The sequence below is a fragment of the Variovorax monticola genome, assembly GCF_051216855.1.
GTDB lineage: Bacteria > Pseudomonadota > Gammaproteobacteria > Burkholderiales > Burkholderiaceae_C > Variovorax.
Genome location: NZ_JBPJZP010000003.1, coordinates 553,837 through 580,251, shown reverse-complemented (window position 1 = coordinate 580,251; position 26,415 = coordinate 553,837). Strand labels below are relative to the sequence as shown.

Annotated in this window: 25 protein-coding genes; 21 read left to right on the top strand and 4 right to left on the bottom strand. The window is 68.5% G+C overall.

All coding sequences use genetic code 11. The annotated features are described in order from the left end of the window. Positions 1-18: 18 nt before the first annotated feature. The 20 genes from fliS (at position 19) to ACSFA5_RS13790 (ending at position 20,506) form a co-directional block, all read left to right on the top strand. Positions 19-438, top strand: coding sequence for a flagellar export chaperone FliS (fliS, locus tag ACSFA5_RS13885; RefSeq protein WP_435444617.1), 420 nt, complete (start codon positions 19-21; stop codon positions 436-438). Between the two features lie 41 nt (positions 439-479). Beyond that, positions 480-812 carry a flagellar protein FliT gene (locus tag ACSFA5_RS13880; RefSeq protein ID WP_435444616.1) on the top strand — a complete coding sequence of 111 codons (333 nt, stop codon included), beginning with the start codon at positions 480-482 and terminating at the stop codon, positions 810-812. Positions 813-856: 44 nt separating this feature from the next. Then, positions 857-2,191, top strand: coding sequence for a flagellar hook-length control protein FliK (fliK, locus tag ACSFA5_RS13875; protein ID WP_435444615.1), 1,335 nt, complete (start codon positions 857-859; stop codon positions 2,189-2,191). After that, positions 2,188-2,475, top strand: a complete 288-nt coding sequence (locus ACSFA5_RS13870; RefSeq protein WP_435444614.1) for an EscU/YscU/HrcU family type III secretion system export apparatus switch protein — start codon at positions 2,188-2,190, stop codon at positions 2,473-2,475. Before fliK ends, ACSFA5_RS13870 begins: the two co-directional genes overlap by 4 nt. A gap of 356 nt (positions 2,476-2,831) precedes the next feature. Then, positions 2,832-3,194, top strand: a complete 363-nt coding sequence (flhD, locus tag ACSFA5_RS13865) for a flagellar transcriptional regulator FlhD (RefSeq protein WP_435444613.1) — start codon at positions 2,832-2,834, stop codon at positions 3,192-3,194. Further along, positions 3,191-3,790: a flagellar transcriptional regulator FlhC gene (gene flhC / locus ACSFA5_RS13860; RefSeq protein WP_435444612.1), complete on the top strand. Its 600-nt coding sequence runs from the start codon at positions 3,191-3,193 to the stop codon at positions 3,788-3,790. The genes flhD and flhC overlap by 4 nt, the downstream gene beginning before the upstream one ends. A gap of 77 nt (positions 3,791-3,867) precedes the next feature. After that, on the top strand, positions 3,868-4,728 hold the full coding sequence (motA, locus tag ACSFA5_RS13855; RefSeq protein WP_435444611.1) for a flagellar motor stator protein MotA: 861 nt from the start codon (positions 3,868-3,870) through the stop codon (positions 4,726-4,728). A 57-nt stretch (positions 4,729-4,785) separates the two neighbouring features. Beyond that, entirely contained in the window at positions 4,786-5,685 is a 900-nt protein-coding gene (motB, locus tag ACSFA5_RS13850) for a flagellar motor protein MotB (protein ID WP_435444610.1), read from the top strand. Between the two features lie 57 nt (positions 5,686-5,742). Then, positions 5,743-7,824 carry a chemotaxis protein CheA gene (gene cheA, locus ACSFA5_RS13845; protein ID WP_435444609.1) on the top strand — a complete coding sequence of 694 codons (2,082 nt, stop codon included), beginning with the start codon at positions 5,743-5,745 and terminating at the stop codon, positions 7,822-7,824. A 26-nt stretch (positions 7,825-7,850) separates the two neighbouring features. Further along, positions 7,851-9,170, top strand: a complete 1,320-nt coding sequence (locus ACSFA5_RS13840; RefSeq protein ID WP_435444608.1) for an EAL and HDOD domain-containing protein — start codon at positions 7,851-7,853, stop codon at positions 9,168-9,170. 92 nt (positions 9,171-9,262) lie between these two features. After that, positions 9,263-10,129, top strand: coding sequence for a CheR family methyltransferase (locus ACSFA5_RS13835; protein ID WP_435444607.1), 867 nt, complete (start codon positions 9,263-9,265; stop codon positions 10,127-10,129). Further along, positions 10,126-10,812: a chemoreceptor glutamine deamidase CheD gene (gene cheD / locus ACSFA5_RS13830; protein ID WP_435444606.1), complete on the top strand. Its 687-nt coding sequence runs from the start codon at positions 10,126-10,128 to the stop codon at positions 10,810-10,812. The genes ACSFA5_RS13835 and cheD overlap by 4 nt, the downstream gene beginning before the upstream one ends. Positions 10,813-10,868: 56 nt before the next feature. Further along, a complete protein-coding gene (locus ACSFA5_RS13825; RefSeq protein WP_435444762.1) occupies positions 10,869-11,894 on the top strand; it encodes a protein-glutamate methylesterase/protein-glutamine glutaminase in 1,026 nt (341 codons plus the stop codon). Positions 11,895-11,925: 31 nt separating this feature from the next. Next, positions 11,926-12,321 carry a chemotaxis response regulator CheY gene (cheY, locus tag ACSFA5_RS13820; RefSeq protein ID WP_172839779.1) on the top strand — a complete coding sequence of 132 codons (396 nt, stop codon included), beginning with the start codon at positions 11,926-11,928 and terminating at the stop codon, positions 12,319-12,321. Between the two features lies 1 nt (position 12,322). Then, the gene (gene cheZ / locus ACSFA5_RS13815; protein WP_435444605.1) at positions 12,323-12,964 is read left to right on the top strand and encodes a protein phosphatase CheZ; all 642 of its coding nucleotides are present in this window, start codon (positions 12,323-12,325) and stop codon (positions 12,962-12,964) included. 163 nt (positions 12,965-13,127) lie between these two features. Further along, positions 13,128-14,291, top strand: a complete 1,164-nt coding sequence (gene flhB, locus ACSFA5_RS13810) for a flagellar biosynthesis protein FlhB (RefSeq protein WP_435444604.1) — start codon at positions 13,128-13,130, stop codon at positions 14,289-14,291. Continuing rightward, positions 14,288-16,387 (top strand): flagellar biosynthesis protein FlhA, encoded by a 2,100-nt coding sequence (gene flhA / locus ACSFA5_RS13805; RefSeq protein ID WP_435444603.1) that lies wholly within the window; start codon positions 14,288-14,290, stop codon positions 16,385-16,387. Before flhB ends, flhA begins: the two co-directional genes overlap by 4 nt. Then, on the top strand, positions 16,384-18,930 hold the full coding sequence (flhF, locus tag ACSFA5_RS13800) for a flagellar biosynthesis GTPase FlhF (protein ID WP_435444602.1): 2,547 nt from the start codon (positions 16,384-16,386) through the stop codon (positions 18,928-18,930). Before flhA ends, flhF begins: the two co-directional genes overlap by 4 nt. A gap of 10 nt (positions 18,931-18,940) precedes the next feature. After that, entirely contained in the window at positions 18,941-19,735 is a 795-nt protein-coding gene (locus tag ACSFA5_RS13795; protein WP_435444601.1) for a MinD/ParA family ATP-binding protein, read from the top strand. A 36-nt stretch (positions 19,736-19,771) separates the two neighbouring features. Then, a complete protein-coding gene (locus tag ACSFA5_RS13790; RefSeq protein ID WP_435444600.1) occupies positions 19,772-20,506 on the top strand; it encodes an RNA polymerase sigma factor FliA in 735 nt (244 codons plus the stop codon). Here ACSFA5_RS13790 and ACSFA5_RS13785 read toward each other — a convergent pair. Further along, positions 20,469-22,454 carry a type VI immunity family protein gene (locus ACSFA5_RS13785; RefSeq protein WP_435444599.1) on the bottom strand — a complete coding sequence of 662 codons (1,986 nt, stop codon included), beginning with the start codon at positions 22,452-22,454 and terminating at the stop codon, positions 20,469-20,471. The genes ACSFA5_RS13790 and ACSFA5_RS13785 overlap by 38 nt on opposite strands. A 210-nt stretch (positions 22,455-22,664) precedes the next feature. On the opposite strand from ACSFA5_RS13785, the gene ACSFA5_RS13780 reads away from it, so the two are divergent. Next, positions 22,665-24,608: a glycoside hydrolase family 15 protein gene (locus tag ACSFA5_RS13780; RefSeq protein ID WP_435444598.1), complete on the top strand. Its 1,944-nt coding sequence runs from the start codon at positions 22,665-22,667 to the stop codon at positions 24,606-24,608. Here the strand turns inward: ACSFA5_RS13780 and ACSFA5_RS13775 are convergent. The 3 genes from ACSFA5_RS13775 to ACSFA5_RS13765 are packed head-to-tail and all read right to left on the bottom strand — an operon-like array spanning position 24,565 to position 26,415. Then, a complete protein-coding gene (locus ACSFA5_RS13775; protein WP_435444597.1) occupies positions 24,565-24,912 on the bottom strand; it encodes a putative antibiotic biosynthesis monooxygenase in 348 nt (115 codons plus the stop codon). The two genes, ACSFA5_RS13780 and ACSFA5_RS13775, sit on opposite strands and share 44 nt — an antisense overlap. A 46-nt stretch (positions 24,913-24,958) precedes the next feature. After that, on the bottom strand, positions 24,959-25,852 hold the full coding sequence (locus ACSFA5_RS13770) for an NAD(P)-dependent oxidoreductase (protein WP_435444596.1): 894 nt from the start codon (positions 25,850-25,852) through the stop codon (positions 24,959-24,961). Continuing rightward, a complete protein-coding gene (locus tag ACSFA5_RS13765) occupies positions 25,849-26,415 on the bottom strand; it encodes a gluconokinase (protein ID WP_435444595.1) in 567 nt (188 codons plus the stop codon). The genes ACSFA5_RS13770 and ACSFA5_RS13765 overlap by 4 nt, the downstream gene beginning before the upstream one ends.

Here is a 26,415-nt window from a genome sequence, read left to right as displayed (position 1 = left end):
AGACCTGGAGCCGCAGCGATGTACACCCCTCACAACCTCCGCACCGGCGCCGGCGCCTATGCGCGCGTCGGCGTGGAAACCAGCGTGATGAGCGCGTCGCCGCACCAGCTCATCGTCATGTTGTTCGACGGCGCCAAGACCGCCATCGGCATGGCGAGGCACCACATGGTGGCCGGGGAGATCGAGGCCAAGGGCCACGCGATCTCCAAGGCGATCGGCATCGTGGACAACGGCCTGAAGGCCGGACTCGATGCGCAGGCAGCCGGCGAGGCCGGTGCCGCACTCGTGGGCAACCTGTCCGCGCTGTACGACTACGTCGTGCGGCGGCTGTTCCAGGCCAACCTGCACAACGACGTGCAGGCGCTGGACGAAGCGGGGCAACTGCTCGAAAACGTCGCTTCCGCCTGGCGCGAGATCGACGACCGAAGCCGCGGCTGAGACGCGGCCGTAACTACAAGACAACAGGGATAGGTAACAAGATGGCAGTCCGGAGTGAGGTCGTTCATTGCTATGAGGAGCTAGCAGCCAGCGTCGCGCAGATGCTGGTGCTGGCACGGGTCAAGGAATGGGGCAAGCTGCCCGAGCTCGAGGCCCGCTGCTCGGCGCTGGTCGAGCGCCTGCGCGCCATCGAGCCGCTGGAAATGCTGGACGCGATACAGATCGAGCGCGTGCTCGGCCTGCTGGACTGCATCCGCACGGACCAGGCCGAAGTCTCCGGCCTGATCAAGCCGCAGCTCGACGACCTGATCGACCGCATGGGTCATCTCCACAAGCAGAAGAGCCTGGGGCGCGCCTACGGGCAGACGCACTGAGCCTGCCTGCACCCGCCTGAACCCCCACCCGAGATGCCACGACCATGACTGGACTTGCCGGACTGATCGACGCGCTGCTGGCCGCCCGGCTCGCGCCGCGCCTCGACGTGCTGGGCATCAAGGGCGAGACGACCATCGGCGCGCCGGGCCCGGCCGTGGGCGTCGCCAAGGTCGACAACGATGTGCGGCTGCCTTCCAATGCCGCGCTCGACCGGCAGCTACCGGGTGCGCTGACCGGCGGCGCAGTGCATGCCGGCGGCGGTGCGCCGTCGTCGGTGGCCACGCGGCTGTCGGTGGCGGCACGCGTCATCGGCGCTGTGCTGGCCGACCTGCAGGCGCAGCCGGGGCCGGTGCACGGCGCGGCGCCGCTGCTGGCTTCGGGCCAGCAACCTGCCAGCGCCGCGGCACTGGCAGGCGCGTTGGCGCGCACGGTGTCGGACAGCGGGCTCTTCTACGAAGCGCACCTGGCGGAGTTCGCCACCGGCACCCGCACGCTGGCGCAGATGGCACGCGAGCCGCAGGCGCGCTGGGCGGGGCCCCTGGTCGCGCGTCCCGAAACGGCCGCCGCCTCGGCGAATGCCGTGGCGGCGACAGCAGCGACGACGACCGCGGCGGCCGCAGCGGCAGATGCCGTCGATGTGCTGCTGCCCGCCGGTGCGTCGCAGGCTTCTGCCGCCATGCCGCAAGGCGAGTTGGCGCGCGCGGCCTCCCCCGGCACACACACACCGGCGAATGCGCCGTCGACCCATGCCGCGGCCCAGCCCGGCACGGCGCAGGCGCCGGACGCGGCCGTACCCGCCGCATCGGCTGCCACGGCCGCATCGGTCGATGCCTCGCGCCTGCAGGCCGCCTACGGCCAGAGCGATGGCGCACCGGCCCGCGCGTCCCTGGACGGCGACATGCCCGCGCACCGCGCCGGCGAGATCGCCCGTTCGTCGGAGAACGCCGCCGTGGCGCAAGCCTCGCGCGGCACCGAAGTCATTCATCCGCAGGCGGTCACGCTCGTGCACCAGCAGCTCGACCTGCTGGCCAGCGCCGCCTTCCGCTGGAGCGGCCAGGCCTGGCCCGAGGTGCCGATGCGCTGGTCCATCGAGCAGGAGCAGGACACGCACGATGCCCGTGAAGGCGCGGACTCGGCGCCGCAGGCCGAGCGCCGCTGGTCGACCACCGTGTCGCTGGCGCTGCCGCGGCTGGGCGAAGTCGAGCTGCGTCTGAGCCTTGCGGGCGCGGCGGTGCAGGCGCACCTGTCGGCGCGCGAAGCCACCACCACCGATCGGCTGCGCGGGGACGCGGGCCAGCTCGCGAAACGCTTCGAGGCCGCGGGCCTGCAGCTGCAGCAGTTGCAGGTCACGGAAAAAGCCATGGCGGAGGCCGCATGAGCGGTGCCCTGAACGACGCCATGGAGAACCGGCCCAGCGCGATCGCGCTGTCGTACGCCGACAAGACCAAGGCGCCGGTCGTCGTGGCCAAGGGCTACGGCGTGGCGGCCGAATCGATCATGCGCGAGGCGCGCGCGCACGGCCTGTACGTGCACTCGTCGGCAGACCTCGTGAAGCTCTTGATGCAGGTCGACCTCGACCAGCACGTCCCCCCCGATTTGTACCTGGCGGTGGCCGAGGTCATGGCGTGGATCTACGGCCTGGAAGGCCGTGAACAGAATTAGACAGGCGAAATCAATGCAAAGTCATGGACCTTCGGATGAACAGAATCTGAATAAAAAATTCAGTGGTTCATTGAATGGCCGAATGCCCATAGTCTTTATTAATTCGCAAATTGAAATGAATAAATTATTCCCGAATATGTATGTTTGTAACCACTGGTTGCAGGTTTTTGGGTACCCCATTTTCTGCCCCGGGCAAGCTCTCTCACAGGGAGAGAGCAGGGGTTTTGTCGGACGCTTCCTACTTTTTTTGTCGCCATCTCTTACAAAGTACTTCAAAGTGTAAAACTTTGTGTATAGAATGTATACACGGTTGATTAGAACCTTTGTTGGACTGAAAACTGGAAATGGAACAAGACGTGGAAAACAGTAATTTCAATGCAGGCGGCGTGATTTCCAAGGAAATCGGCGAAATAAACCTGGCCTATATGCTGCTCGCGCAGAAGCTGGTCAAGCAGGACAGGGCGGAAGCCATGTTCCGGCTTGGCGTGGGGCGCGAGCTCGCGGATCTGCTGGCGAACATGTCGCTCAGCCAGATCGTGAAGCTGGCGGCTTCCAACTTCCTGCTGTGCAGCTTCAGGCTGGACGACCGGCCGATGTTCGCTGTGGTGGGAGAAGGCAAGGAGCCCGCATTGCAGCAGGCTCACATGTCGATCCTGATGGCGGCGCGCCAGATCCAGGCCCAGGGCCAGATGCGCGACGCGGGCGTGGCGGCTGCATGACCACCCGCAAGAGCGTCCTTGGCGAGGTCCGTGAAGTCCAGCTCGCCGTCGAGCTGATCGGGCTCGGCGCGCGCCTGCAGTTTCTCGAGGCGGCGGTGTCGCTGAGCCGTGAGCGACTGATCCGCCTGTACAAGGAACTCAAGGGCGTTTCGCCGCCCAAGGGCCTGCTGCCGTTCTCTACCGACTGGTACATGACGTGGCTCGCCAACATTCACTCGTCGATGTTCTACAACATCTACCGCTTCATGCTGGACGAGGCGGACGAGAACGAACTGCCCGCGCTCATCAAGGCCTACCGGCTCTATGTGGAGCAGGTTTCGTCGCAAGGCGGCGAGGTGGTGCTCGACTTCACCCGCGCCGAGACGATGGTGCGCTTCTTCGACAGCGACATGCTGCAACTGAGCCCCTGCAGCCGCTGCGGCGGCCACTTCGTGGCGCATGCGCACGATCACAAGAACGGATATGTGTGTGTGCTGTGCCGTCCGCCTTCGCGCGCCGGCAAGGCACGCAAGCCCAAGCTCGCCGACGTGCGACTGAGCGGTTTCGGTGGGTTGGTGGCCGCAGGGCCGGCGTTGGACCTCGGCGGCGCTGGCTAGAAAAAGTACCCCCGCGCCCGTCTTGCGGACGTTCGGGGATTGGATGAATTGACGCCTCAGGGCGATAGGGGTAGCCCGTGCTGGTTCTGGTTGGATACATCGTGGTGATCGGTTGCGTGTTCGGGGGCTACGCCCTCATGGGCGGGCACTTCGGCGTCCTGTTCCAGCCGATCGAGCTGCTCATGATCGGCGGCTCGGCGTTGGGCGCGTTCATCGCGGGCAACAACGGCAAGACCATCAAGGCGACCCTGAAGGAACTGCCGCTGCTGCTGCGCGGCTCCAAGCACAACCGCCAGCTCTACATGGACCTGATGGCGCTCTTGTACGAGCTGCTCGCCAAGGCCCGCAAGGAAGGGATGATGAAGCTGGAGTCCGACGTGGAGAACCCGGCCCAGAGCGAGATCTTCTCGCGCTACCCGAACATCCTGGGGCACGAGGGCATCACCGTGTTCCTGAGCGACTACCTGCGCCTGGTCATCAGCGGCAACACCGACGCCCACGAGATCGAGGCCCTGATGGACCACGAGATCGAGACCATCCGCCACGAGGCCATGGTGCCCGGCCACAGCCTGGCCCGCGTGGGCGACGCGCTGCCGGCGCTGGGCATCGTTGCGGCCGTGATGGGCGTGGTGCACGCGCTGGCCTCGGCCAACCTGCCGCCTTCGGAGATGGGCGCGCTGATCGCCCACGCCATGGTGGGCACCTTCCTGGGCGTGCTGCTGGCCTACGGCTTCGTGTCGCCGCTGGCCTCGCTGATCGAGCAGAAGGTGGAAGAGAGCATGAAGATCTACCAGTGTGCCAAGGTCACGCTGCTGGCCAACCTCAACGGCTACGCGCCGCAGCTCGCGGTGGAGTTCGGCCGCAAGGTGCTGTTCTCGACCGAGCGCCCGTCCTTCTCCGAGCTGGACGACCACGTTCGCGAGGTCAAGGCGCGCTGACGCCCGGCCCAGCCCGACACCGCAACCCCCAGCAAGCTAGCGAACGACAGAGCCACCATGAGCGAAGGCAAGCCGAAGATCATCATCAAGCACGTGCACAAGGCGCACGGCGGCGGCCACCATGGCGGTGGCTGGAAGATCGCGTATGCCGACTTCATGACGGCCATGATGGCGTTCTTCCTGGTGATGTGGCTGCTGTCCATCTCCAGCCCGAAGCAGCGCGACGGCATTGCCGAGCACTTCCGCATGCCGCTTCGCGTGGCGATGAACGGCGGCGACAAGGCCAGCCTGAGCTCCAGCATGATCTCCGGCGGCGGCCCCGATCCGATGCACGTCGAGGGCGAGGTCAGGAACACCGAGAACACGAGCGAAGACGAGGCCGACGCCAGCCGCCTGTACGAGATGAAGAAGCAGCTCGACGAGCTCATCGCCAAGAGCCCGGTGTTCCAGCAGTTCCGCTCGCAGATCCTGATCGACATCACCACCGAAGGCCTTCGCCTGCAGATCGTGGACACCGAGAACCGCCCGATGTTCGAGCTGTCCAGCGCCCGCGTGGTGCCGCACATGCGCGCCATTCTTCGCGAGCTGGCGCCGGCGCTGAACGTGCTGCCCAACAAGATCACGCTGTCGGGCCACACCGACGCCATCGTCTACACCAACGACCGCTCGTACGGCAACTGGGAGCTGTCGGCCGACCGCGCCAACGCCTCGCGCCGCGAGCTCGTCGTCGGCGGCATGACCGACGGCAAGGTGCTGCGCGTGATCGGCCTGGCCGACAGCATGCACCTGGACAAGGCCGACCCGCGCAACCCGATCAACCGGCGCATCAGCATCATCCTGCTGAACCGCCGCACGCAGGAACGCATCGAGCACGAGAACAGCACCGAACCCGTGGGCACACGCGTGGGCAACGTGTCGGCCGCGCCTGCTCCCAAGGCGACGCTCGCGTCGCGATGACAACGCCAAGAAACCACATGCGGCCCGCGTGAGAGCGCAGGCCCGGAGCACCAAGAGATGGACCTCAGTCAATTCACCCAGGCATTCTTCGTCGAAGCGATCGAGCTTCTCGCGGAGATGGAGCAACTGCTCCTGGCGCTCGATGTCGAGTCGCCGGACAGCGAACAGCTCAACGCCATCTTTCGCGCGGCGCACTCCATCAAGGGCGGCGCCGCGACGTTCGGTTTCACAGCCCTGACCAACACCACGCACGTGCTCGAGACGCTGCTGGACCGCGCCCGCCACGGGCAACTGGTCCTGAGCGCTTCGATGATCGATGCCTTTCTGGAAACGAAGGACGCCTTGCAAGAACAACTCACCGCCTACCAGGCCGGCAAGGAGCCGGATCCCGACATGGTCGCGCACATCTGCGGCGTGCTCAAGCAGCTCGCGCAGGAAAACGGCGGCGACGGCACCGCGGCGCCCAAGCCGCTGGCCGCGCGCACGCCCGCGCCTGCACCGGCGCCCGCACCGGTTGCCGCCGCACCCGCACCCGTGGACGCGGCCGCCGGAGACGGCGTGCTGCGCATCCGCTTCGCCCGCCTGTCCGACAGCGAGGGCGACCTGCTGGCCGGCGAGCTCACCAACCTGGGCACCGTGCGCTCGCGCACGCGCAGCGCCGACCAGCTGACCATCCTGCTGGAAACCACCTGCGACCCGGACGACATCGTGGCGGTGTGCTGCTTCGTCATCGATGAATCGCAGATCGACATCTCGCGCGATACAGGCGACACGGCAGGCGCTGCCGAAGCCGTGGCCGCCGCCGAGGCACCCGCTGCCGTGGCGCAGCCCGAGCCCGAACCCGAGCCGCTCGTGATCGCCGAGGCGACCGTGAAGCAGACGGCCGCCGCGGCACCCGCCGTGGCCGTCGCCAAGGAGTCGAGCTCCATCCGCGTGGACGTCGAGAAGGTCGACCAGCTCATCAACCTGGTGGGCGAACTCGTCATCACGCAGTCGATGCTCACGCAGGCCGCCACCATGCTCGACCCCGTGGCCTACGAACGCTTCCTGAGCGGCCTGGGCCACCTGGAACGCAATGCGCGCGACCTGCAGGAGTCGGTCATGTCCATCCGCATGATGCCGATGGACTATGTGTTCAGCCGCTTCCCGCGCGTGATCCGCGACGTCAGCGCCAAGCTGGGCAAGCAGGTGCGCCTGGACACCTACGGCAAGGAAACCGAGCTCGACAAGGGCCTGATCGAGCGCATCGTCGATCCGCTCACGCACCTGGTGCGCAACAGCCTGGACCACGGCATCGAGACGCCCGAAGTGCGCCTGGCCAAGGGCAAGGACGCCACCGGCCAGCTGCTGCTGTCGGCGCAGCACCACGGGGGCAACATCGTGATCGAGGTGAGCGACGACGGTGCCGGCCTCAACCGCGAACGCATCCTGGCCAAGGCCCTGCAGCAGGGAATGGCCGTGAGCGAGACCATGCCCGACGAGGAGGTGTGGCAACTGATCTTCGCGCCCGGCTTCTCCACCGCCGAGCAGGTCACCGACATCTCGGGGCGCGGCGTGGGCATGGACGTGGTCAAGCGCAACATCCAGGAAATGGGCGGCCATGTGGAAATCCACTCGCGCGGCGGGCAGGGCACCACCACGCGAATCATCCTGCCGCTCACGCTGGCCATCCTGAACGGCATGTCGGTGAAGGTGGGCACCGAGGCCTACATTCTTCCGCTGAGCTACGTCATCGAGTCGCTGCAGCCGCTGCCCGAGCACCTGCATTCCATCACCGCCGACGGCCATGTGATCCGTGTGCGCGGCGAGTACCTGCCGCTCATCGAGCTGCACCGCGTGTTCGACGTGAGCGGCGCGCAGACCCAGCCTACGCAGGGCATCCTGGTGATCGTGCAGGCCGACGACAACCGCTTCGCGCTGATGGTGGACGAGCTGCTCGGCCAGCACCAGGTGGTGGTGAAGAACCTGGAGACCAACTACCGCAAGGTGCCGGGCATCTCTGCCGCCACCATCCTGGGCGACGGCAGCGTGGCTTTCATCATCGACGTAGGCGCCATGCCGCGCATCCAGCGCGCGCAGGCCGCGAGCGCGGTCGCGCTGGCGGGGGCTGCCCGGAGGACCGACGCCATCGCTCTCTGACGCCCACACAAGACGGAGACAGCTGAATGCGTTTCGATTTCTTCCGACGTTCCGGTTCCGGGGACGCCAACGGCAACGGCGCCCCGGGTGCTTCGCCGGTCTCCAACGAGCCCGGCGCCAACGGCCACGTGGCCTATGAAATGCTGCTCGACGCGCACCGCCGCGTCATCGGCTATCGCATGGCGTGGCGCGCGCCGGGTGACATGCCCGGGTCGCGCTCTGCATCTGCGGCCGTCGGCGTCAAGGCGCTGATGGACACGCTCGCCGTGCACCTCAACCCCGAGAACGCGGGATGGCTGCTGGGCCCGCAGGTGGTGTTCGTCGACGTGGCCGTCGACGCGCTGTTCCAGAGCGAACTTCAGTCGCTGCCCGCGAACAACGTGGTGCTGTGCATGGGCCCGGACGACCTGCTGGACGCGGACATGCGCTCCATCCTGCTGTTCCTGCGCGAGCAGGGCTTCGGCTTCATGCTGTGCGGCGCGCAGGCCTTGCCCGAAGACCCGGAGCTGCGCGCCATCGTCACGCACTTCGAGGTGGATGCCGCCGACGTGGCCATCGTGTCGCGCATGCGCCAGGAAATGCTGCTGGGCCATCCCGCGGTCGAGCTCATCGCGTCGCGCGTGCGCACCTGGCACGAGTACGAGGCCTGCATCGCGCGCCGGGTGAATGTGTTCATCGACGGCACGTTCGGCAACCCGCCGGTGCGCGAGGCCGAGGACGCGCTGCAGCCCGAATCGCTGCTCATCGTGCAGCTGATGCAGATGATCCAGCGCAACGAGGACGTGCGTGCCATCGAGGCCGCGCTCAAGCACGACGCCGCGCTGACCTACCGGTTGCTGCGCTACATCAACTCGCCGTCGGTCGGCGTGGCGGTGGAGATCCATTCGCTGCGCCACGCGGTGACCATGCTGGGCTACTCGCCGCTGTACCGCTGGCTGTCGCTGCTGCTGGCCACCAGCAACAAGTCGGGCTCGCCTTTCATGATGAAGAAGGCCATCCTGCGCGGGCGTTTCGTCGAGCTCATGGGCCTTGGCATGCTGCCGCCCAGCGAGTCCGACAACCTGTTCGTGGCCGGCATGTTCTCGCTGCTCGACCAGTTGCTGGGGGTGTCGATGGAAGGCGTGCTGCGCAAGGTGCAGCTCACCGAGGCGGTGCAGCAGGCCATCCTGTCGCGGGGCGGCCTCTACGGCCCCTTCGTGGCGCTGGCCGAGGCCTGCGAGCTGGACAACGGCGAGGCCTCGCGCCTGTCCGAAGCGCTGTTCGTGAGCGCGGCGCAGGTCAACGCGGCGCAACTGTCGGCCATGGTGTGGTCGCAGGACGCAGGCCCGGCCGCGACGGGACCGTGAGATGACCATGACCATGACCGTGACGGCCTCCAGGCCCCTGAAAGTGCAGGGCTTTGGTGCGTCTGATCGGCGCATTGGAAACGGCGAGTGCTATGTACATTGAAAGCCACATTTCCAAGGCTGCCGTGAACTCCGAGTTTCTTTTTACCGACAGCGATTTCTCACGCATTCGCACGCTCATCCATCGCCGCGCCGGCATCGCCCTGGGCGAGCAGAAGCGCCAGATGGTGTACAGCCGGATTTCGCGCCGGCTGCGCGAGCTGCAGGTGCCCGAGTTCTCCACCTACCTCGACTGGCTCGAGGAGCGCCAGGACGGGGACGAGTGGCAGTTGTTCATCAACTCGCTCACCACCAACCTCACCTCGTTCTTTCGCGAGGCGCATCACTTTCCGACGCTGGCCGACCACGTGCGCCGCGCGCAGCAGCCGGTCACGGTGTGGTGCGCGGCGGCATCGACCGGGGAGGAGCCCTATTCGCTGGCGATCACGTTGATGGAGGCGCTGGGCGACAAGGCGGCTTCCGCACGGATCATCGCCACCGACATCGACACCGCGGTGCTGGCCAAGGCCGCCACCGGCGTGTTCACCACCGAGCAGGTGCGCGCCCTGGCGCCGGAGCGGTTGCGCCGCTTCTTCAACAAGGGCACGGGCGCGAACGCCGGCAAGGTGCGCATTCGCCCCGAGGTGGCGGCGCTGGTGAAGTTCTCGCGGCTCAACCTGCTCGACAGCTCGTGGCCGGTGAAAGAGCCGGTCGACGCGATCTTCTGCCGCAACGTGATGATCTATTTCGACAAGCCGACGCAAAAGAAGGTGCTCGACCGCTTCGCGCCGCTGCTCAAGCCGGGCGGCCTGCTGTTCGCCGGGCATTCGGAGAATGCGTCGCTCGTCAACCCGGCGTTCCGCCCGCTGGGGCAGACCGTGTACGAGCTGGCGCGCGCGCGGGCCGCGGGCCTGCCATGAGTGCCACCCACGTGGGCGCGCCGGGAGCGGTGGCGAGCCATCACTACTTCGACCGCGACGTCGGCCTGATGGCCGTGAAGCTGCTGCCGTCCGAGTACTACGTGACCTCGAGCGACACCGTGCTGAGCACGGTGCTCGGCTCGTGCGTGGCCGCCTGCCTGCACGACCGCGAAGCGGGCGTGGCGGGAATGAACCATTTCATGCTGCCCGACGAGGGCGACGCGGGCGCCGGGGCCACCAAACGCGACGCCACCGAATCGATGCGCTACGGCGCCTACGCCATGGACGTGCTCATTCGCGAGCTGGTGCGCGTGGGCGCGCGTCGCGACCGGCTGCAGGCCAAGGTGTTCGGCGGCGGCGCGGTGCTGGCCAACATGACGACGCTGAACATCGGCGACCGCAATGCGGACTTCGTGCTGCGCTACCTGCGCGACGAACGCATCGAGGTCGCCGCGCAGGACCTGCGCGGACCGCATGCGCGCCGCGTGTGCTTCCTGCCCTCGACCGGCAAGGCCATCGTGCGCAAGCTGCGCGCGCAGACCGAAGTGCAGCAGGTACAGAACGTGGAAGGCGAACTGCTGCGCGGGCTCACCGGCCTGCGCACCGCGCCCGATTCGCAACGAACGGCCTCCGTGCCGGTCGCCCGTGTGGCGCCGGCGGCCGCAATCAAAGGAAACCGGTGAGCGTCAAGAAAATCAAGGTGCTGTGCGTCGACGACTCGGCACTGATCCGCAGCGTGATGACAGAGATCATCAACAGCCAGAGCGACATGACGGTGGTCGGCACCGCGGCCGACCCGCTGGTGGCGCGCGACCTCATCAAGGTCACCAACCCCGACGTGCTCACGCTCGACGTCGAAATGCCGCGCATGGACGGGCTGGAGTTTCTTGAAAAACTCATGCGCCTGCGCCCCATGCCGGTGGTGATGGTGTCGTCGCTGACCGAGCGCGGCTCGGAAATCGCGTTGCGCGCGCTCGAGCTGGGCGCCATCGACTTCGTGACCAAGCCGCGCCTGGGCGTGCGCGACGGGCTGCTCAACTACACCGAACTCATCGCCGGCAAGATCCGCACGGCCGCCAGCGCGCGGCTGCTGCCGAGCCGCCACGCCACCGCCGCGCGCGCCACGACCGACGCGCCGCAGGAGTCGCTGTTGCGCAGCCCGCTGCTGAGCACAGAGAAGCTCATCATCATCGGCGCGTCCACCGGCGGCACCGAAGCCATTCGCGAAGTGCTGCAGCCGCTGCCGCCGGATTCGCCCGCGGTCATGATCGCGCAGCACATGCCGGCCGGGTTCACGCGATCCTTCGCGCAGCGCCTGGACGGGCTGTCCCGCATCAACGTGAAGGAGGCCGAGCACGGCGAGCGCGTGCTGCCGGGCCATGCCTACATCGCACCGGGCGGCTTCCACCTGTCGCTGGCGCGAAGCGGCGCCAACTACGTGGCCCACCTGGACCAGGAACCGCCGGTGAACCGTCACCGTCCGTCCATCGACGTGCTGTTCGACTCCGCGGCCAAGCATGCGGGCAAGAACGCCATCGGGATCATCCTGACCGGCATGGGCAAGGACGGCGCCGAGGGCCTGCTGCGCATGAAGCGCGCCGGTGCCCACACGCTGGCGCAGGACGAGGCGAGCTGCGTGGTCTTCGGCATGCCGCGCGAAGCCATCGCGCTGGGCGCGGTGGACGACGTGTCTCCCCTGAGTGAAGTGAGCCGCCGTGTACTGGCGCATCTGCGCACGTTCGGTGAACGTGCGAACCGAGTTTGAAAAAAGACCTGTTGGAGCTGGAAATATCGTGATCGACAAGAGCATCAAAATCCTGGTTGTGGACGACTTCCCGACCATGCGGCGCATCGTGCGCAACCTGCTGAAGGAGCTGGAGTTCCTCAACGTCGACGAGGCCGAGGACGGCGCGGCCGGCATCGAGAAGCTTCGCGGGGGCAACTTCGGCTTCGTGGTGTCCGACTGGAACATGCCGAACATGGACGGCCTGACCATGCTGCAGACCATTCGCGCCGACCCCGAGCTGAAGAAGCTGCCGGTGCTGATGGTCACGGCCGAGGCCAAGAAGGAAAACATCGTGGCGGCCGCGCAGGCGGGCGCCAACGGCTATGTGGTGAAGCCCTTCACCGCCGCCACGCTGGAAGAAAAGATCACCAAGATCTTCGAGAAACTTGCCAAGGAAGCGGCGTGACATGAGCCAGATCTCCACGGAGGCCGCGGACTCCACCAACACCGCCGAACAACTGCTGGGCCGCATCGGCCAGCTGACGCGCCAGCTGCGCGAGGGCCTGCGCGAGCTGGGCCTGGACAAGGAAGTGGCCAAGGCCGCCCAGGCGATTCCGGACGCGCGCGACCGCCTGAGCTACGTGGCCGAGACCACCGAGCGCGCGGCGCACCGGGCGCTCAACGCCATCGACGTGGCGCAGCCGCTGCAGGAAGCGCTGGCCGCCGACGCCAAGGGCCTGAGCCAGCGCTGGGACAAGTGGTTCGAGAACCCGATCGAGCTCGACCATGCGCGGGAGCTGGTGCTGGACACGCGCGGCTACCTCAACCAGGTGCCGCAGCGCGCGAGCGAGATCAACTCGCAGCTGATGGAAATCCTCATGGCGCAGGACTTCCAGGACCTGACCGGCCAGGTCATCAAGAAGATGATGGAAGTGGTCAACGACGTGGAGACGCAGCTGCTCCAGGTGCTCATCGACAACTCGCCGGCCGAGAAGCGCGTCGAAGCCGCGCACAGCCTGCAGAACGGCCCCCAGGTGAAGCCCGGCAACCCCGACGCGGTGACCGACCAGGCACAGGTCGACGACCTGCTGGAGAGCCTGGGCTTCTGAGCGCCCGCGCGGCCCGGCCCGCCCCGGCCGGTCCGCGCCGACGGTGCTGATTAAGCGAAGAGCAGGGCGATCAGGGCCCTGATCGGCAGATTGTTCCGGACCACCAAATTCAATAATTTGGTTCTAGGCAAGGCGTATTCCGCCACCGCCATCCGGAGCATGAATGTCTGAGGAAAGCGATCTCGAAAAAACGGAACCCGCCTCCGAGCGGCGCCTGGAAAAGGCGCGCGAGGAAGGCAACGTTGCCCGTTCACGCGAACTCACCACGTTCGTGATGCTGGCGACCGCCAGCGCCGGGCTGTGGCTGGCCGGCGAGTCGCTCAGCCGCAGCCTGGACGGCGCGCTGCGCCTGGGCCTGCAGTTCGACCGCGCCAGCGCCTTCGACCCGCAGCACATGCTGGCCCAGACCGGGCTCATGGCGCTGCAGGCGCTGATGGCCGTGGGCCCCTGGCTGGCCATGATGGTGGTGGCCGCCGTGGTGGCGCCGCTGATGCTGGGCGGCTGGATGTTCTCGGGCAAGGCGGTGGCCTTCAACCCCGGCAAGCTCAATCCGTTCGCCGGCATTGCTCGCATGTTTTCCGCGCAGTCGCTGGCCGAGCTGATCAAGGCGCTGGCCAAGTCGGCGCTGATCGGCTGGGTGGCATGGTGGGTGGTTTCGGGCGACATCGAGGCCCTGATGGCGCTGATGGCGCAGCCCGCGCACTACGCGCTGCCGCGCGCCATGGCGCTGGTGGCCAAGCACTGCGCGCTGATCGCGGCCACGCTCTTCCTGGTGGCCGCCATCGACGTGCCCTTCCAGCTGTGGAGCTACTTCCGCAAGCTGCGCATGTCGCGCGAAGACCTGCGCCAGGAGCACAAGGAAAGCGAAGGCGACCCGCACATCAAGGCGCAGATCCGCCGCCAGCAGCAGCAGATGGCGCGCCGCCGGATGATGGCCGAGGTGCCCAAGGCCGACATCGTGCTGACCAACCCCACGCACTACGCGGTGGCGCTGAAGTACATGGACAGCGGCATGCGCGCGCCGCGCGTGGTGGCCAAGGGCACCGAGCTGGTGGCCGCGCGCATCCGCGAGATGGCCCGCGAGCACAACGTGCCCATCCTGGAGGCGGCGCCGCTGGCGCGTTCGCTCTACAAGCACACCAAGCTGGGGCAGGAAATTCCGGCGGGCCTGTACACGGCCGTGGCCGAGGTGCTGGCCTGGGTCTACCAGCTCAAGCGCTGGAAGAGCGACGGCGGTGAGGCGCCCCGCACGCCGACCGACCTGCAGGTGCCCGCAGACCTTCAATACACCGACACAGCCCAACCCGTGGAACCCCAAGCCGCATGAACGCGTTGACATCTTTCCTGCGGCTGCCGCCGAACACGTTCTCCGGCTCGCAGTTCAAGGGCATGGCCGGCCCGGTGCTCATCATCCTCATCCTGAGCATGATGGTGCTGCCGCTGCCGCCCTTCCTGCTCGACCTGCTGTTCACCTTCAACATCGCGGTGTCTGTGATGGTGCTGCTGGTGAGCATGTACACCATGAAGGCGCTGGACTTCGCCGCCTTCCCGGCGGTGCTGCTGTTCTCCACGCTGCTGCGCCTGTCGCTGAACGTGGCGTCCACGCGCGTGGTGCTCATGCACGGCCACACCGGCCCCGACGCCGCGGGCAAGGTGATCGAGGCCTTCGGCCACTTCCTGGTGGGCGGCAACTTCGCCGTGGGCGTGATGGTGTTCATCATCCTCGTGCTGATCAACTTCATGGTGATCACCAAGGGCGCGGGCCGCATCGCCGAGGTGGGCGCGCGCTTCATGCTCGACGCCATGCCCGGCAAGCAGATGGCCATCGACGCCGACCTGAACGCCGGCCTGATCGGCGAGGAAGTGGCCCGCAAGCGCCGCGCCGAGGTGGCGCAGGAAGCCGACTTCTACGGCTCCATGGACGGTGCCAGCAAGTTCGTGCGCGGCGACGCCATCGCGGGCCTCCTGATCATGGTGATCAACATCATCGGCGGGCTGGTGGTCGGCATGCTGCAGCACGGGCTGGACTTCTCGACCGCCGGCAAGACCTACACGCTGCTGGCCATCGGCGACGGCCTGGTGGCGCAGATTCCGGCGCTGGTGATCTCCACCGCGGCCGGCGTGATCGTCTCGCGCGTGACCACCGACGAGGACGTCGGCAGCCAACTGACCGGCCAGCTCTTCTCCAACCCGCAGGTGCTGTTCCTCACGGCCGGCATCGTCGGCCTGCTGGGCATGATTCCCGGCATGCCGAACCTGGCTTTCCTGCTGATCGCGGGCGGCCTGGTGTGGCTGGGCCGCCGCCTGCTGCTGCGCAAGCCGAAGGAGGCCGCGAAGCAGGCCGCCGCCGCAGCGCAGGCCGCGAGCGTCTCGCCCACGTCCGAGCTGGCCGAGGCCACCTGGGACGACGTGGCCATGGTCGACCCGCTGGGCATGCAGGTCGGCTACCGGCTCATTCCGCTGGTGGACCAGTCGCAGCAGGGCGAGCTGCTGGGCCGCATCAAGAGCATTCGCAAGAAGATCGCGCAGGAGGTGGGCTTCCTGGTGCCGGTGGTGCACATCCGCGACAACCTCGAGATCAACCCCAACACTTACATCATCAGCCTGAAGGACGTGGAGATCGGCCGCGGCGAGGCCTACCCGAACCAGTGGATGGCCATCAACCCCGGCCAGGTGACCGGCTCGCTGCCCGGCACGCCCACGCGCGACCCGGCCTTCGGCCTGGCGGCGGTGTGGATCGACGCCAGCCTGCGCCAGCAGGCGCAGGTGTACGGCTACACGGTGGTCGATGCCTGCACCGTGATGGCCACGCACCTGAACCACCTGATCCAGACGCACGCCGCCGAGCTGCTCGGGCGCCAGGAAGTGCAGCAGCTGCTCGACCAGATCGCCAAGACCGCGCCCAAGCTCACCGAGGACCTGGTGCCCAAGGTGCTGTCGCTCAGCACGCTGCACAAGGTGCTGCAGAACCTGCTGGACGAAGAGGTGCCGATCCGCGACATGCGCACCATCCTGGACGTGATGGCCGAGCACGCGCCGACCATCAAGGACCCGACCGAACTGACCACGCTCACCCGCCTGGCCCTGGGCCGCGCCATCACGCAGCAGCTGTTCCCGGGCGAGACCGAAATGCAGGTCATCGGCCTGGACGGCTCGCTCGACGGCGTGCTGCAGCAGGCGCTGACCAGCAGCAGCGGCATCGAGCCCGGCATTGCCGACAACCTGCTGCGCCAGGCGCAGGCCGCCATCGTTCGACAGGAACAGCTGGGCTTGGCGCCCGTGCTGGTCGTGCAGCACGCGCTGCGCGTGCTGCTGTCGCGTTTCCTGCGGCGCAGCCTGCCGCAGCTCAAGGTGCTTTCGCATGCGGAGATTCCTGACTCCCGCACCATCAAGATCACTGCCGCCATTGGAGGACGCGTTTGAATTCCCAGCAGACCGACGTGCGCACCACCGCACGCAAATTCGTCGCGGCCACCAGCCGCGAAGCCCTGAGACTCGTGCGCGAGGCGCTGGGCGCCGACGCCATCGTGCTCAGCCACCGCGTGGCGCCGGAGGGCGTCGAGATCGTCGCCATGGTGGAAGGCGACATGCAGCAGGTGGTGGGCGATGCCTCGCCCGTGAAGCCTGCGCCGCCCGCCGTCCCCGTCATGCCCGTGGTCGCTCCTGTGGCCGCAGTCGCGCCCGTTGCGGTTGCCGCGCCGGCCGCGCCCGTTGCACCTGTTGCACCTGTTGCAGCAGTCCCGCTCGCGGCGCGCCCCGTGCCGTTGACGCCAGTGGCGCCAGTGACGCCGGTGGTCCCGGCCGCGCCGGCCGACACGGTGATGAACGAGCTGCACTCCATGCGCGGCATGATCGAAGAGCAGCTCGCCAGCGTGGTGTGGAACGACAAGCAGCGCCGCGACCCCGTGCGCGGCCGCCTGCTGCGCACGCTGCTCGGCGCCGGCTTCAGCGCCAAGCTGTCCAAGGCCATGCTCGAGAAGCTGCCCACCGGCCAGAGCTACGCCGAAGGCATGGCCTACGTGCGCGCCGAGCTGATTCGCGCCGTGCCCGTGCATGAAGACGAAGACGCCCTGTTCGCGCAGGGCGGCGTGTATGCGCTGATGGGCCCGACCGGCGTCGGCAAGACCACCACCACCGCCAAGCTGGCCGCGCGCTGCGTGATGCGCTTCGGCGCCGACAAGCTCGCGCTGGTCACCACCGACAGCTACCGGATCGGCGCCTACGAGCAGCTGCGCATCTACGGCCAGATCCTCAACGTGCCGGTGTACGCCGTGAAGGACGCGGCCGACCTGCACCTGGTGCTGCAGGACCTGCGTGACAAGCACATGGTGCTGATCGACACCGTCGGCATGAGCCAGCGCGACCGCGCGGTGCCCGAGCAGATCGCCATGCTGGGACAGAGCCCGCGCCCGGTGAAGCGCCTGCTGCTGCTGAACGCCACCAGCCACGGCGACACGCTCAACGAGGTGGTGCACGCGTACCGCCAGGGCAACGAGCTGACCGGCTGCATCTTCACCAAGGTCGACGAGTCCACGCACCCGGGCGCGCTGATCGACACCGTCATTCGCCACCGCCTGCCGGTGCACTACATCTCCAGCGGCCAGAAGGTGCCCGAGAACCTGTTGCAGGCCGACCGCGCGCAGCTGGTGGACAGCGTGTTCCAGCCGCGCCAGCACAACGCGCTGTTCGTGCCGGCCGAGAGCGACCTGCAGGAAGAACCCGCGGGCGCCGGCCCGTCGGCACAGGTGGTGCAGGCGCAGGGCGAGACCGACCGCCTGCGGCTGAAGTACCAGAACCTGATCCGCGCCATGGCGCACGACGCGCAGGAGCTGGCCACCGCCGCGAGCGCGCTGTCCGGCGCGCAGATCGGCTTCGAGCGCGCGCGCGGCCTCTGGCGCCAGGCGGGCGACGCCGAGACCGGCCAGAAGGCCGTGCTGCAAGACCTCGCGGTGCATGCGCGCGGCGAAGTGGCCGCGGGTTGCGAGACCTACGTGCTCGCGCTGTCGGGCCAGATCGGCCTGCGCTCCAACGAAGGCGGCGACGCCTACGAATGCCACGGCAGCCTGCTGCTGTCGGACCGCACGGGCCTGCCGCTCGCCGCGCCCAACCAGTGGCTCGCCACCGCCGCCACGCGCGGCATGAAAGACCCGGCACGCAAGCCGGGCGCGCGCCAGGCGCCCTGGCTGCGCCAGCAGGACTTCGGCCATCGCACGATGGTGCATGTGCTCACGCGTCTGCCCGGCATCGAGGCCATGGTGCAGTGGCAGGCCGCCGGCCAGCGCTGGCTGGCGCGCGCGCCGGGCTCCACCGCCGTGATCGATTCGCGCACCGGTGCGCCCGACACGCTCGCCCGCCTGGACCTGGACCTCGAATTCGGCGAAGCCCGGCCGGTGCGTTTCCGCGGCAAGCCGGCGCTGCAATGCGAAGCGCACGTCGACGTGGTGCTGCGCTTCAACGCCGCCGCCGCGGCGGCGGGCATCGAGCGGGACGCCATGCCCGCGCTGCGCTGCGTGGCCACCCGCACGCTCGACGCGCGCACCGGCAACGTGCTGGCGCTGGGCTTCGCGCTGTCGAACGTCGGCACCGAAGTGACGGCGCGCCAGCTCGCGCAATGGCAAGGCTGGGCCAACGAGGCAGAGCCTTGCTTCCGCCTGCTGCGCGACGGCGTGCAGCTGGCGGGCGGCATCGGCGAGCTGGGCGACCCCGACAACATGAAGCGCCTGCTCATCGCCGGGCAAGTGACCACCACCGTGTGGCGCCTGCTGCACGCCGAGGGCGAATGGGCCGACCGCACGCGCGCACTGCTGGGCCAGCTGACGGCCCGCCCCGCGCGCAACGGACGGCTCATGAGCGGCAGCGCGCTGTATGCGGGCGTGGGCAAGCTCTTTTTGCTGCTGGAGGCACTGGGCACCGAATCGACGGCGCCCACGCAGGCGCCGCGTGCGCTGGAGCAACTGGGCCGATGAGGAGAACCGAATGAGCAAGCTGGTCGCCGACCAGGCGGACGGACTGCGGCGCCTGCTGGCGCCGAAGCCCACGCGCGTGGTGGCCGTGGCGGGCATGGGGCAGGGCGCCGGCGGCACCACCGCCGCCATGAACCTGGGCGTGGCCCTGGTCCAGCAGGGCAGGAGCGTGCTGCTGCTGGACGAACACTGCCCGAAGGAAGGCTCGGCCTGCGAGGTCTGGGCCATCGATCCGCTGGGCAGCCTGGCCGACGTGGCGAGCCAGCGGCTGACGCTGGACGGGGCCGACGTGCAGGCCGGCTGCGGCGTGCACGTGCTGCCGGCGCCGCCCGGCGTGGCGCCCGAGGGAACCGACCCGCGCGCGCTGTGGCCCGACGGCGTGGTCATCGTCGACGCGGCCTTCGACAGCGAGGGGCGCCTGTCGCCGCTCGCGCGGGCCGCGGACGACCTGCTGCTGGTGCTCAAGCCGCATCCGGCGTCGATCACCTCGGCCTATGCGGGCATCAAGAACCTGCACTACGCGCACGGGCTGAAGCAGCTGCGCTTTCTCATCAACGGCGTGGTCGATGTCGACGCCGCGCAGCAGATCATGAACAACCTTGCCAATGCCGGCAGCCGCTACCTCGCGCTGTCGCTGCTGCCCGCCGGCCTGGTGCGCTTCGATGCGCGCATTCCCGATGCGTGGCGGCTGAAGCAGACCATTGCCGAGGCCTTTCCCGCCAGCGCGGCCGCGGTGGACTTCCGGCGCCTGGCCGACGACATGGGCCGCTGGCCGTGGCGTGCGGCCGTGCCGCTGCAGGCCGCCTGACGCGCGGACCACCCCATCAACGGAACAAGGACGGCCGTGTACACCGCACAGGGAAACATCGAGAAATCGCACCTGCTGGCGCAGCATCAACCGCTGGTGCGCCGCATCGCGCTGCAGATGATGTCCAAGCTGCCCGCCAGCGTGGAGCTGGACGACCTGATCCAGGCCGGCATGCTGGGCCTGCTGGACGCGTCCAGCCGCTACCAGGACAACCGCGGCGCGCAGTTCGAGACCTTCGTCAGCCAGCGCATCCGCGGCGCCATGCTCGACGAGCTGCGTGCCAACGACTGGGGCTCGCGCGGCCTGCGCCAGTCGGCGCGCGGCGTGGAGAAAGCCATTCACGCACTGGGCCACAGGCTCGGGCGCTCGCCCACCGAAGGGGAGATCGCCAAGGAGCTGAAGATGGAGCTGGAGGCCTACCAGTCGCTGCTGCAGGAGATCCAGGGCTGCCAGCTGCTGTACGTGGAGGACTTCACCAAGGACGACGCCGACAACCCCTTCCTGGACGCCCATTCGCAGGAATCGCGCAAGGACGGGCGCGCCAGCAACGACCCGCTGGAGCAACTGCTGGAAAGCGGCTTCAGGCACCAGCTGGTCGACGCGATCGCGACCTTGCCCGAACGCGACCAGCTGCTGTTGAACCTGTACTACGACGAAGAGCTGAACCTGCGGGAAATCGGCGCGATTCTCGAAGTGAGCCAATCGCGCGTGTGCCAGCTGCACAGCCAGGCGATCAGCCGGCTGCGGGCGAAGCTGAAGGACCTGCTGTAGGCCCGGTGCCGGGCCAGTCGCTGTCGGCATCGAAGCGCCGCAGCCAGCGCGCGGAGGTGTCGGGGGTGAACATGTCGTCGCGCGCCACGTTGGGCGGGTAGCTCACCATCCACAGCCTTTGCAGGCGCACGGGCTTCAAGGTGTCGGCCAGTGCGCGCAGGGCCTTGGGAACCCCTTCTTCGACCGGGTACAGCGCGGGAGCCTCGCCGGCCTCGATCCACAGCCCGCGGCCGTCCATGCACGGCTGCACGCGCAGGCCCGGCACTTTGCGCAGCCGGCCCCGCAACGCATCCACACCCCCCAGCTTCGTGGCGAAGTCTCCGCACACCAGCACACCGAAGCTCGGTGTGCGCATGCCGTGCTCCAGGCTCATGCCGTCGGGCCTGCCGGAGCGCATGAAGAAGGGCTTGTCCACGTCGAGCCCGAGAAACCGCCGGGCCAGGGCGAACTCGGCCGCCTGCTGGAACGCATGGCGCTCCAGCACCGGCGGGCGTCCGATGCCCAGGCCCATATAGGCCTGAACCGGCTGCAGCCGTTGCAATGCGCCCAGCCACCAGGCGCGCAGTTCGTCCTTGCGTGCGTTCCAGAACGCCAGCGGAAAGTGCAGCGTGAGGTAGTCCAGGCCGGGCGCAGCCACGGCAAGGCGCGCGCGGCGGCACTGTGCGAGCGCCTGGAACTCGAACTGCGACGAGCTTTCCTTCGTCGGCGCATCGAAGGCTTCGAGCGAGACGATGTCGTCGGCATGCCTGAGGAAGTGGGTCTCGATGTCCGCCTGCGTGAGTGCCCTGCGCGAGACCGCGCCGCTGCGCAGCCCCATGTAGCGGGTCAGCGCGTGGCCGGTGAGCGCCTGGAACTCCTCGTGCAGCTGCGGGATGAGCAGGGCCAGCCGGCCCGCGTCGGCCTTGGAGCGGATGTGGAAGTAGGCCGAGGCGAACATGGCCAGCCGCCAGGTGGCGGGCGGTTGCGGCGCGCCCGACGCGTCGCTCGCAGGCACCGTCGCCGTGGCGCCGGCGTCGCTGCGCAGGGCATCGGTCCAGCGCTGGAGCTCGGGTGCGGGCAGGGGGTCGCTTTCGCCCATGCAGGGCACATGGAGAACGTGGAGAACGTGGAACCGGTCCCGGCCGAACATGTCGACGAGGGCCTGGCTCTGGTTGAGTCCCAGGGAGTCGGGGGTGAGCTTCAGTTCGACCGCGTGCGTCACCTGGGTGGCGCTGGGCGACGGGTGCCCCGGCGGCACGACCACCAGGTCGGCCGAGAGGCTGCCCTTCGGCTTGCGCCAGTGGCAGTTGCCCTTGCGCGCGGGCCGCGGCGCCGGCGTGCCGATGAAGGGCATGCCGTTGGCGGCATGGGCGAGCTCCGATTTGAAGGGCGCCTGCCAGAAGCCCACCTGGTAGTCGCAGGCATCGAGCAGCGTGGCGAAGCTGCGCTGTGCGTCCCCGCGCACCTTCGGCTTGTCGTCGCCGCCGGCATGCACCACGGATTCCTCGCCGGGCTGCGTTTCGTAGCAGCGCGAGTCGGGGCGCACCGGAAAGGCCACGGCGAAGGCGCCGAGCGCGCGATACAGCGGCAGGAAGGGCAGCGGACTGCCCCAGGTGTTGCGTGTGTCGGTCGGCCCTGGAGCATGGGCGGCGTCGTTGCAGTAGCGGCCCAGGTCGGCAAGCACCTGCGTGAGCGCCGCCATGGCTTCGCGCAAGCCGGGCTCCTGCCATTTCAGCGTGGGGAAGGTGTGCAGGCTGGCTTCGAGGTCCTGCGCGAGCAGCGCGCCGACGGGCAGGGTGGGCGCTTCGGCGGCGCACAGCAGCTTGCCCAGCCGGTACACGAGCACGCCCATGGGGCGGCGCAGGCGCTCGATGCCGTCGGGGCCGAGCGCGTCGAGCACGGCCAGGGCCTTGGCCAGGTGCGGGTCACAGGAGATCTCAAGGGGGTGGGGCGGGAGTGTGTGCGCCATCGGGGACTCGCGTCGCGAAAAAAAGGACGGCGCAGTTTGCAAGTCGTGCCGCGCCGGCAATGCCAACAATGGTTAAGCCGGTTTGGAAACCAGAAGAATCCCGCTCGGACCGCGAACAAGTTGGCACCGTGGCAGGTCAGGCTTTGTCCGGCAACGGTTCGCGCTGCTTTCCGGCGCGCCGCCGGGGCGGGCCGCGCCAGCATCGGCGACTTGTCAAAGCCCGCCAAAAAAACTATCCCCAAGCGCCGCGCGGCGCGCCCCATCAGCGACTACGCGCTCATCGGCTCGACCCACAGCGCGGCGCTGGTGCACCGCGGCGGCGACATCGAATGGCTCTGCCTGCCGCGCTTCGATTCGGCCGCCATGTTCGCCAGCCTGCTGGGCGACGAGCGCAACGGCCACTGGACGATGCGCGCCAGGGACGCCAAGGCGCGCGTCACGCGGCGCTACCTGCCCGGCACCGTGGTGCTCGAGACCACCGTTCACACGGCGAAGGGCACCGCCACCGTCACCGACTTCATGCCGCGCCCCGCCGACGACGGCACGCAGGAGGTGGTGCGCATCGTGCAGGGCGTGCGCGGCACGGTGGCCATGCACACGGAATTTCGCATCCGCTTCAACTACGGCCAGTGGATTCCCTGGGTGGACCGGCATGACGGCGCGGTGTTCGCCATGGCCGGTCCCGACGCCGTGCGCATCACCTCCGGCGTGCCGCTGACCAACGAGAACTTCGCGAGCTTTGCCGACTTCAGCGTGTCCGCCGGTCAATCCATCGCGTTCTGCCTCGACTGGTTTCCCTCGCACCTGAAGCCCCCGGTGACGCGCGACGCCAGCGCCTTGCTGGCGCGCACCGTCGCCGAGTGGAACGCGTGGACCGAACGCTGCGGCTACCGGGGCGAGTTTCAGGAGCCGGTGATGCGCTCGCTGCTCACGCTCAAGGCGCTGACCTACGAACCCACCGGCGGCATCGTCGCCGCACCCACCACCTCGCTGCCCGAGCAGCCGGGTGGCGAGCGCAACTGGGACTACCGCTTCTGCTGGCTGCGCGACGCCGCGCTCACGCTGTACGCGCTGATCGGCTCCGGCTACGTGGAAGAGGCCAGCGCCTGGCGCTGGTGGCTGATGCGCGCGGTGGGCGGCTCACCCGAAGAGCTGCAGGTGATGTACGGCCTGCACGGCGAGCGCTCGCTCACCGAGCAGGAGCTCGACTGGCTGCCGGGCTATGAAGGCAGCCGGCCGGTGCGCATCGGCAACGGCGCGCACGGGCAGCTGCAGCTCGACGTGTTCGGCTCGGTCATCGCGGCCTTTCATGCGGCGCGCAAGGCCGGGCTTGCGGACATGGACAAGGTGTGGCCGCTGGAGCGCGCCATCGCCAAACAGCTGATGGTGCTGTGGAAGCAACCCGACTGCAGCCTGTGGGAGGTGCGCGGCGAGCCGCGCCACTTCGTGCATTCCAAGATCATGTGCTGGCTGGCCTTCGACCGCATGATCGCGAGCGCGACCGAGTTCGGGCTGGAAGGCCCCGTCGACCAGTGGCGCGCGGTGCGCGACGAAATTCATGCCGAGGTGTGCGCGCGCGGCTACGACGCCGTGAGCAATTCCTTCTTGCAGTACTACGGCGCCGACACGGTCGACGCGGCGTTGCTGTGGATGCCGCTGATCGGCTTCCTGCCGATCCACGACCCGCGCGTGCAGGGCACCGTCGCGCGTATCGAGAAAGAGCTTGTTTTCCACGGGCTGGTGTACCGCTACCGCACCGAGGAGGGCGTGGACGGCCTGCACGGCGGGGAGGGCGCCTTTCTGGCGTGCAGCTTCTGGCTGTCGAACGTGTACGTGGCCATGGGCAAGCTGCGCAAGGCGCGCGCTCTGTTCAAGCGGCTGCTGGCGCTTGGCAACGACCTGGGCCTGTTCGCCGAGGAATACGACCCGGTGGCCAAGCGCCAGCTGGGCAATTTTCCGCAGGCGTTCTCGCACATCGGGCTGGTCAACAGCGCGCACGCGCTGGTGTCGGCGCAGGGCGGCGTGTGGCAGCTGGCCGACTTGGACGGCAAGGCGCGCCCCGAGTCTTCGGAGCCCACGGCCAAGCCTGAGAAGATGCCTGAAAAGAAGCCTAGGAAGAAGCTGACGCCGCGAGCGCGAACTCCTCGGCGCTGAACACGGTGTGGAAGACGCTGCCGTCGAACATCTCGAACAGCGTCTTGGAGACCTCGCGGCTTTCGTAGCGCACGGGGGAGTCGAGCGCGATGGCGATGTTTTCGCGGCTCGCGTAGCGGATGGACAGCACCATCGCCAGCTCGGGGTCGCTCACGTCGCTTTCGAGCTGGCGCAGCACGCGCACTTCGAGCGCGCCGGGAAAGCCGGTCCACAGCGGCACCAGCTTCTGGTGCACATGCCGGTTGAAGGCCTCTTCCATGCCGGGCTTGACCCGGCCCTTGAAGAACGCGCAGCGGATGAACATGGGTGTCTCTTTTCTGTTGTGAAACCGGGAGGTGGCCCGCCGCGCGTCAGCCGCGTTCGTAGCCGCTGAACTGCCGCATCATCGCGGCCGTGTCTTGCGCGCCGAGCCCGGCGGCGACGAAGGTGCGGTGCAGTTCCGCGACGGCACCCGCCAGCGGCAACGGCAGGCGTTCGCCCTGAGAGAAGGCCTGCACCGCCTCCAGGTCCTTGAGCATGTTGTCGATGCGGCCGGTGGGCGTGCAGTCGCGCGCGGCCATCTTGGGGCCGAACTCGCGCAGGATATGGCTGTCGGCGCGACCGCCGGCCAATGCGGCGGGCAGCTTCGAGGCATCGACGCCGCCGGCCTCCGCCAACCGCACCGCCTCGGCCACCGCCTGGAAGCCGATGGCGCACAGCAGCTGGTTGACCAGCTTGGTGGTCTGCCCCGCGCCGTTGTCGCCCATGCGGGTGTAGTTGGGGCACAGGCTGTCCATGACGGCGCGTGCGCGGCCCACGTCGTGTTCGCTGCCGCCGGCCATCACCGTGAGCTGACCGAGCAGCGCCTTGGGCGCGCCGCCCGACAGCGGCGCGTCGACGAAGCCCATGCCCGTGCGCTCGCGCAGCGCCTGCGCCAGCCGGCGCGTGGCGGGCGGGTCGATCGACGACATGTCGATCAGCAGGCGCTGCGCATCGGCGGGCGCCGAGGCGATGCCGGCCTCGCCGAAGATCGCGCGCTCCACCGTGGCGGCCGCGTTCAGGCTGGTGATGACGAAGTCGCTCGCTGCCGCGGCCGCCTGCGCGGTGCCGGCAACCTTGGCGCCGTGCGCTTGGAGCGCGGCCACCTTTGCGGTGTCGGGGTCGAACACGCTGACGTCGTGGCCGCATTCGAGCAGACGGCGCGCAATGGCCGAGCCCATGATGCCGACGCCGATCACGGCCACGCGCTGGCGAGGGGGTGTCATGCGGAAACTTTCGTGGTGGTGGCACTTGCCGTGCGTTGAAGGAGCCGCGCGCCGACGTCCGCCACGATCAGCGAGACCGGCATGTCGACGCTGGCATGCAGCACGTCGGGTTCGCTCGCGTCGGGCGGCTCCAGCGTCTGCAACTGGCTCTCGAGCAACGCGGGCGGCATGTAATGGCCGGTGCGCTGCGCCATGCGCTGGCGGATGAGTGCGGGCGGCCCGTCGAGAAACACGAACTGCAACCCTGGCGACGCGGCGCGCAGCCGGTCGCGGTAGGCGCGGCGCAGGGCCGAGCACGCCACCAGCACGCCCTGCGGCGCGGCGGTGCGATCGGCCAGGCTGGCACCGATGCGGTCGAGCCAGGGCCAGCGGTCCGCGTCGGCCAGCGGCTGGCCGGCACGCATGCGTGCCACGGCTTCGGGCACGTGCAGGTCGTCGCCGTCGACCCAGGGCACGCCGAGCATCTTGGCCAGCGCTGCGGCCACGCTGCTCTTGCCCGTGCCCGACACGCCCATGACCACCACGCTCAGGCGGTGTCGCGGCGGGGAGGCTGCAACGCTCAC

Coding starts and splice junctions, on each gene's coding strand:
- flhB (WP_435444604.1), top strand. CDS start 13,128: ATGTCTGAGGAAAGCGATCTCGAAAAAACGGAACCCGCCTCCGAGCGG.
- ACSFA5_RS13835 (WP_435444607.1), top strand. CDS start 9,263: ATGTACATTGAAAGCCACATTTCCAAGGCTGCCGTGAACTCCGAGTTT.
- ACSFA5_RS13880 (WP_435444616.1), top strand. CDS start 480: ATGGCAGTCCGGAGTGAGGTCGTTCATTGCTATGAGGAGCTAGCAGCC.
- ACSFA5_RS13840 (WP_435444608.1), top strand. CDS start 7,851: ATGCGTTTCGATTTCTTCCGACGTTCCGGTTCCGGGGACGCCAACGGC.
- cheA (WP_435444609.1), top strand. CDS start 5,743: ATGGACCTCAGTCAATTCACCCAGGCATTCTTCGTCGAAGCGATCGAG.
- fliS (WP_435444617.1), top strand. CDS start 19: ATGTACACCCCTCACAACCTCCGCACCGGCGCCGGCGCCTATGCGCGC.
- ACSFA5_RS13795 (WP_435444601.1), top strand. CDS start 18,941: ATGAGCAAGCTGGTCGCCGACCAGGCGGACGGACTGCGGCGCCTGCTG.
- ACSFA5_RS13825 (WP_435444762.1), top strand. CDS start 10,869: ATGACAGAGATCATCAACAGCCAGAGCGACATGACGGTGGTCGGCACC.
- fliK (WP_435444615.1), top strand. CDS start 857: ATGACTGGACTTGCCGGACTGATCGACGCGCTGCTGGCCGCCCGGCTC.
- flhA (WP_435444603.1), top strand. CDS start 14,288: ATGAACGCGTTGACATCTTTCCTGCGGCTGCCGCCGAACACGTTCTCC.
- cheD (WP_435444606.1), top strand. CDS start 10,126: ATGAGTGCCACCCACGTGGGCGCGCCGGGAGCGGTGGCGAGCCATCAC.
- ACSFA5_RS13775 (WP_435444597.1), bottom strand. CDS start 24,912: ATGTTCATCCGCTGCGCGTTCTTCAAGGGCCGGGTCAAGCCCGGCATG.
- flhC (WP_435444612.1), top strand. CDS start 3,191: ATGACCACCCGCAAGAGCGTCCTTGGCGAGGTCCGTGAAGTCCAGCTC.
- ACSFA5_RS13785 (WP_435444599.1), bottom strand. CDS start 22,454: ATGGCGCACACACTCCCGCCCCACCCCCTTGAGATCTCCTGTGACCCG.
- ACSFA5_RS13770 (WP_435444596.1), bottom strand. CDS start 25,852: ATGACACCCCCTCGCCAGCGCGTGGCCGTGATCGGCGTCGGCATCATG.
- ACSFA5_RS13870 (WP_435444614.1), top strand. CDS start 2,188: ATGAGCGGTGCCCTGAACGACGCCATGGAGAACCGGCCCAGCGCGATC.
- cheZ (WP_435444605.1), top strand. CDS start 12,323: ATGAGCCAGATCTCCACGGAGGCCGCGGACTCCACCAACACCGCCGAA.
- motB (WP_435444610.1), top strand. CDS start 4,786: ATGAGCGAAGGCAAGCCGAAGATCATCATCAAGCACGTGCACAAGGCG.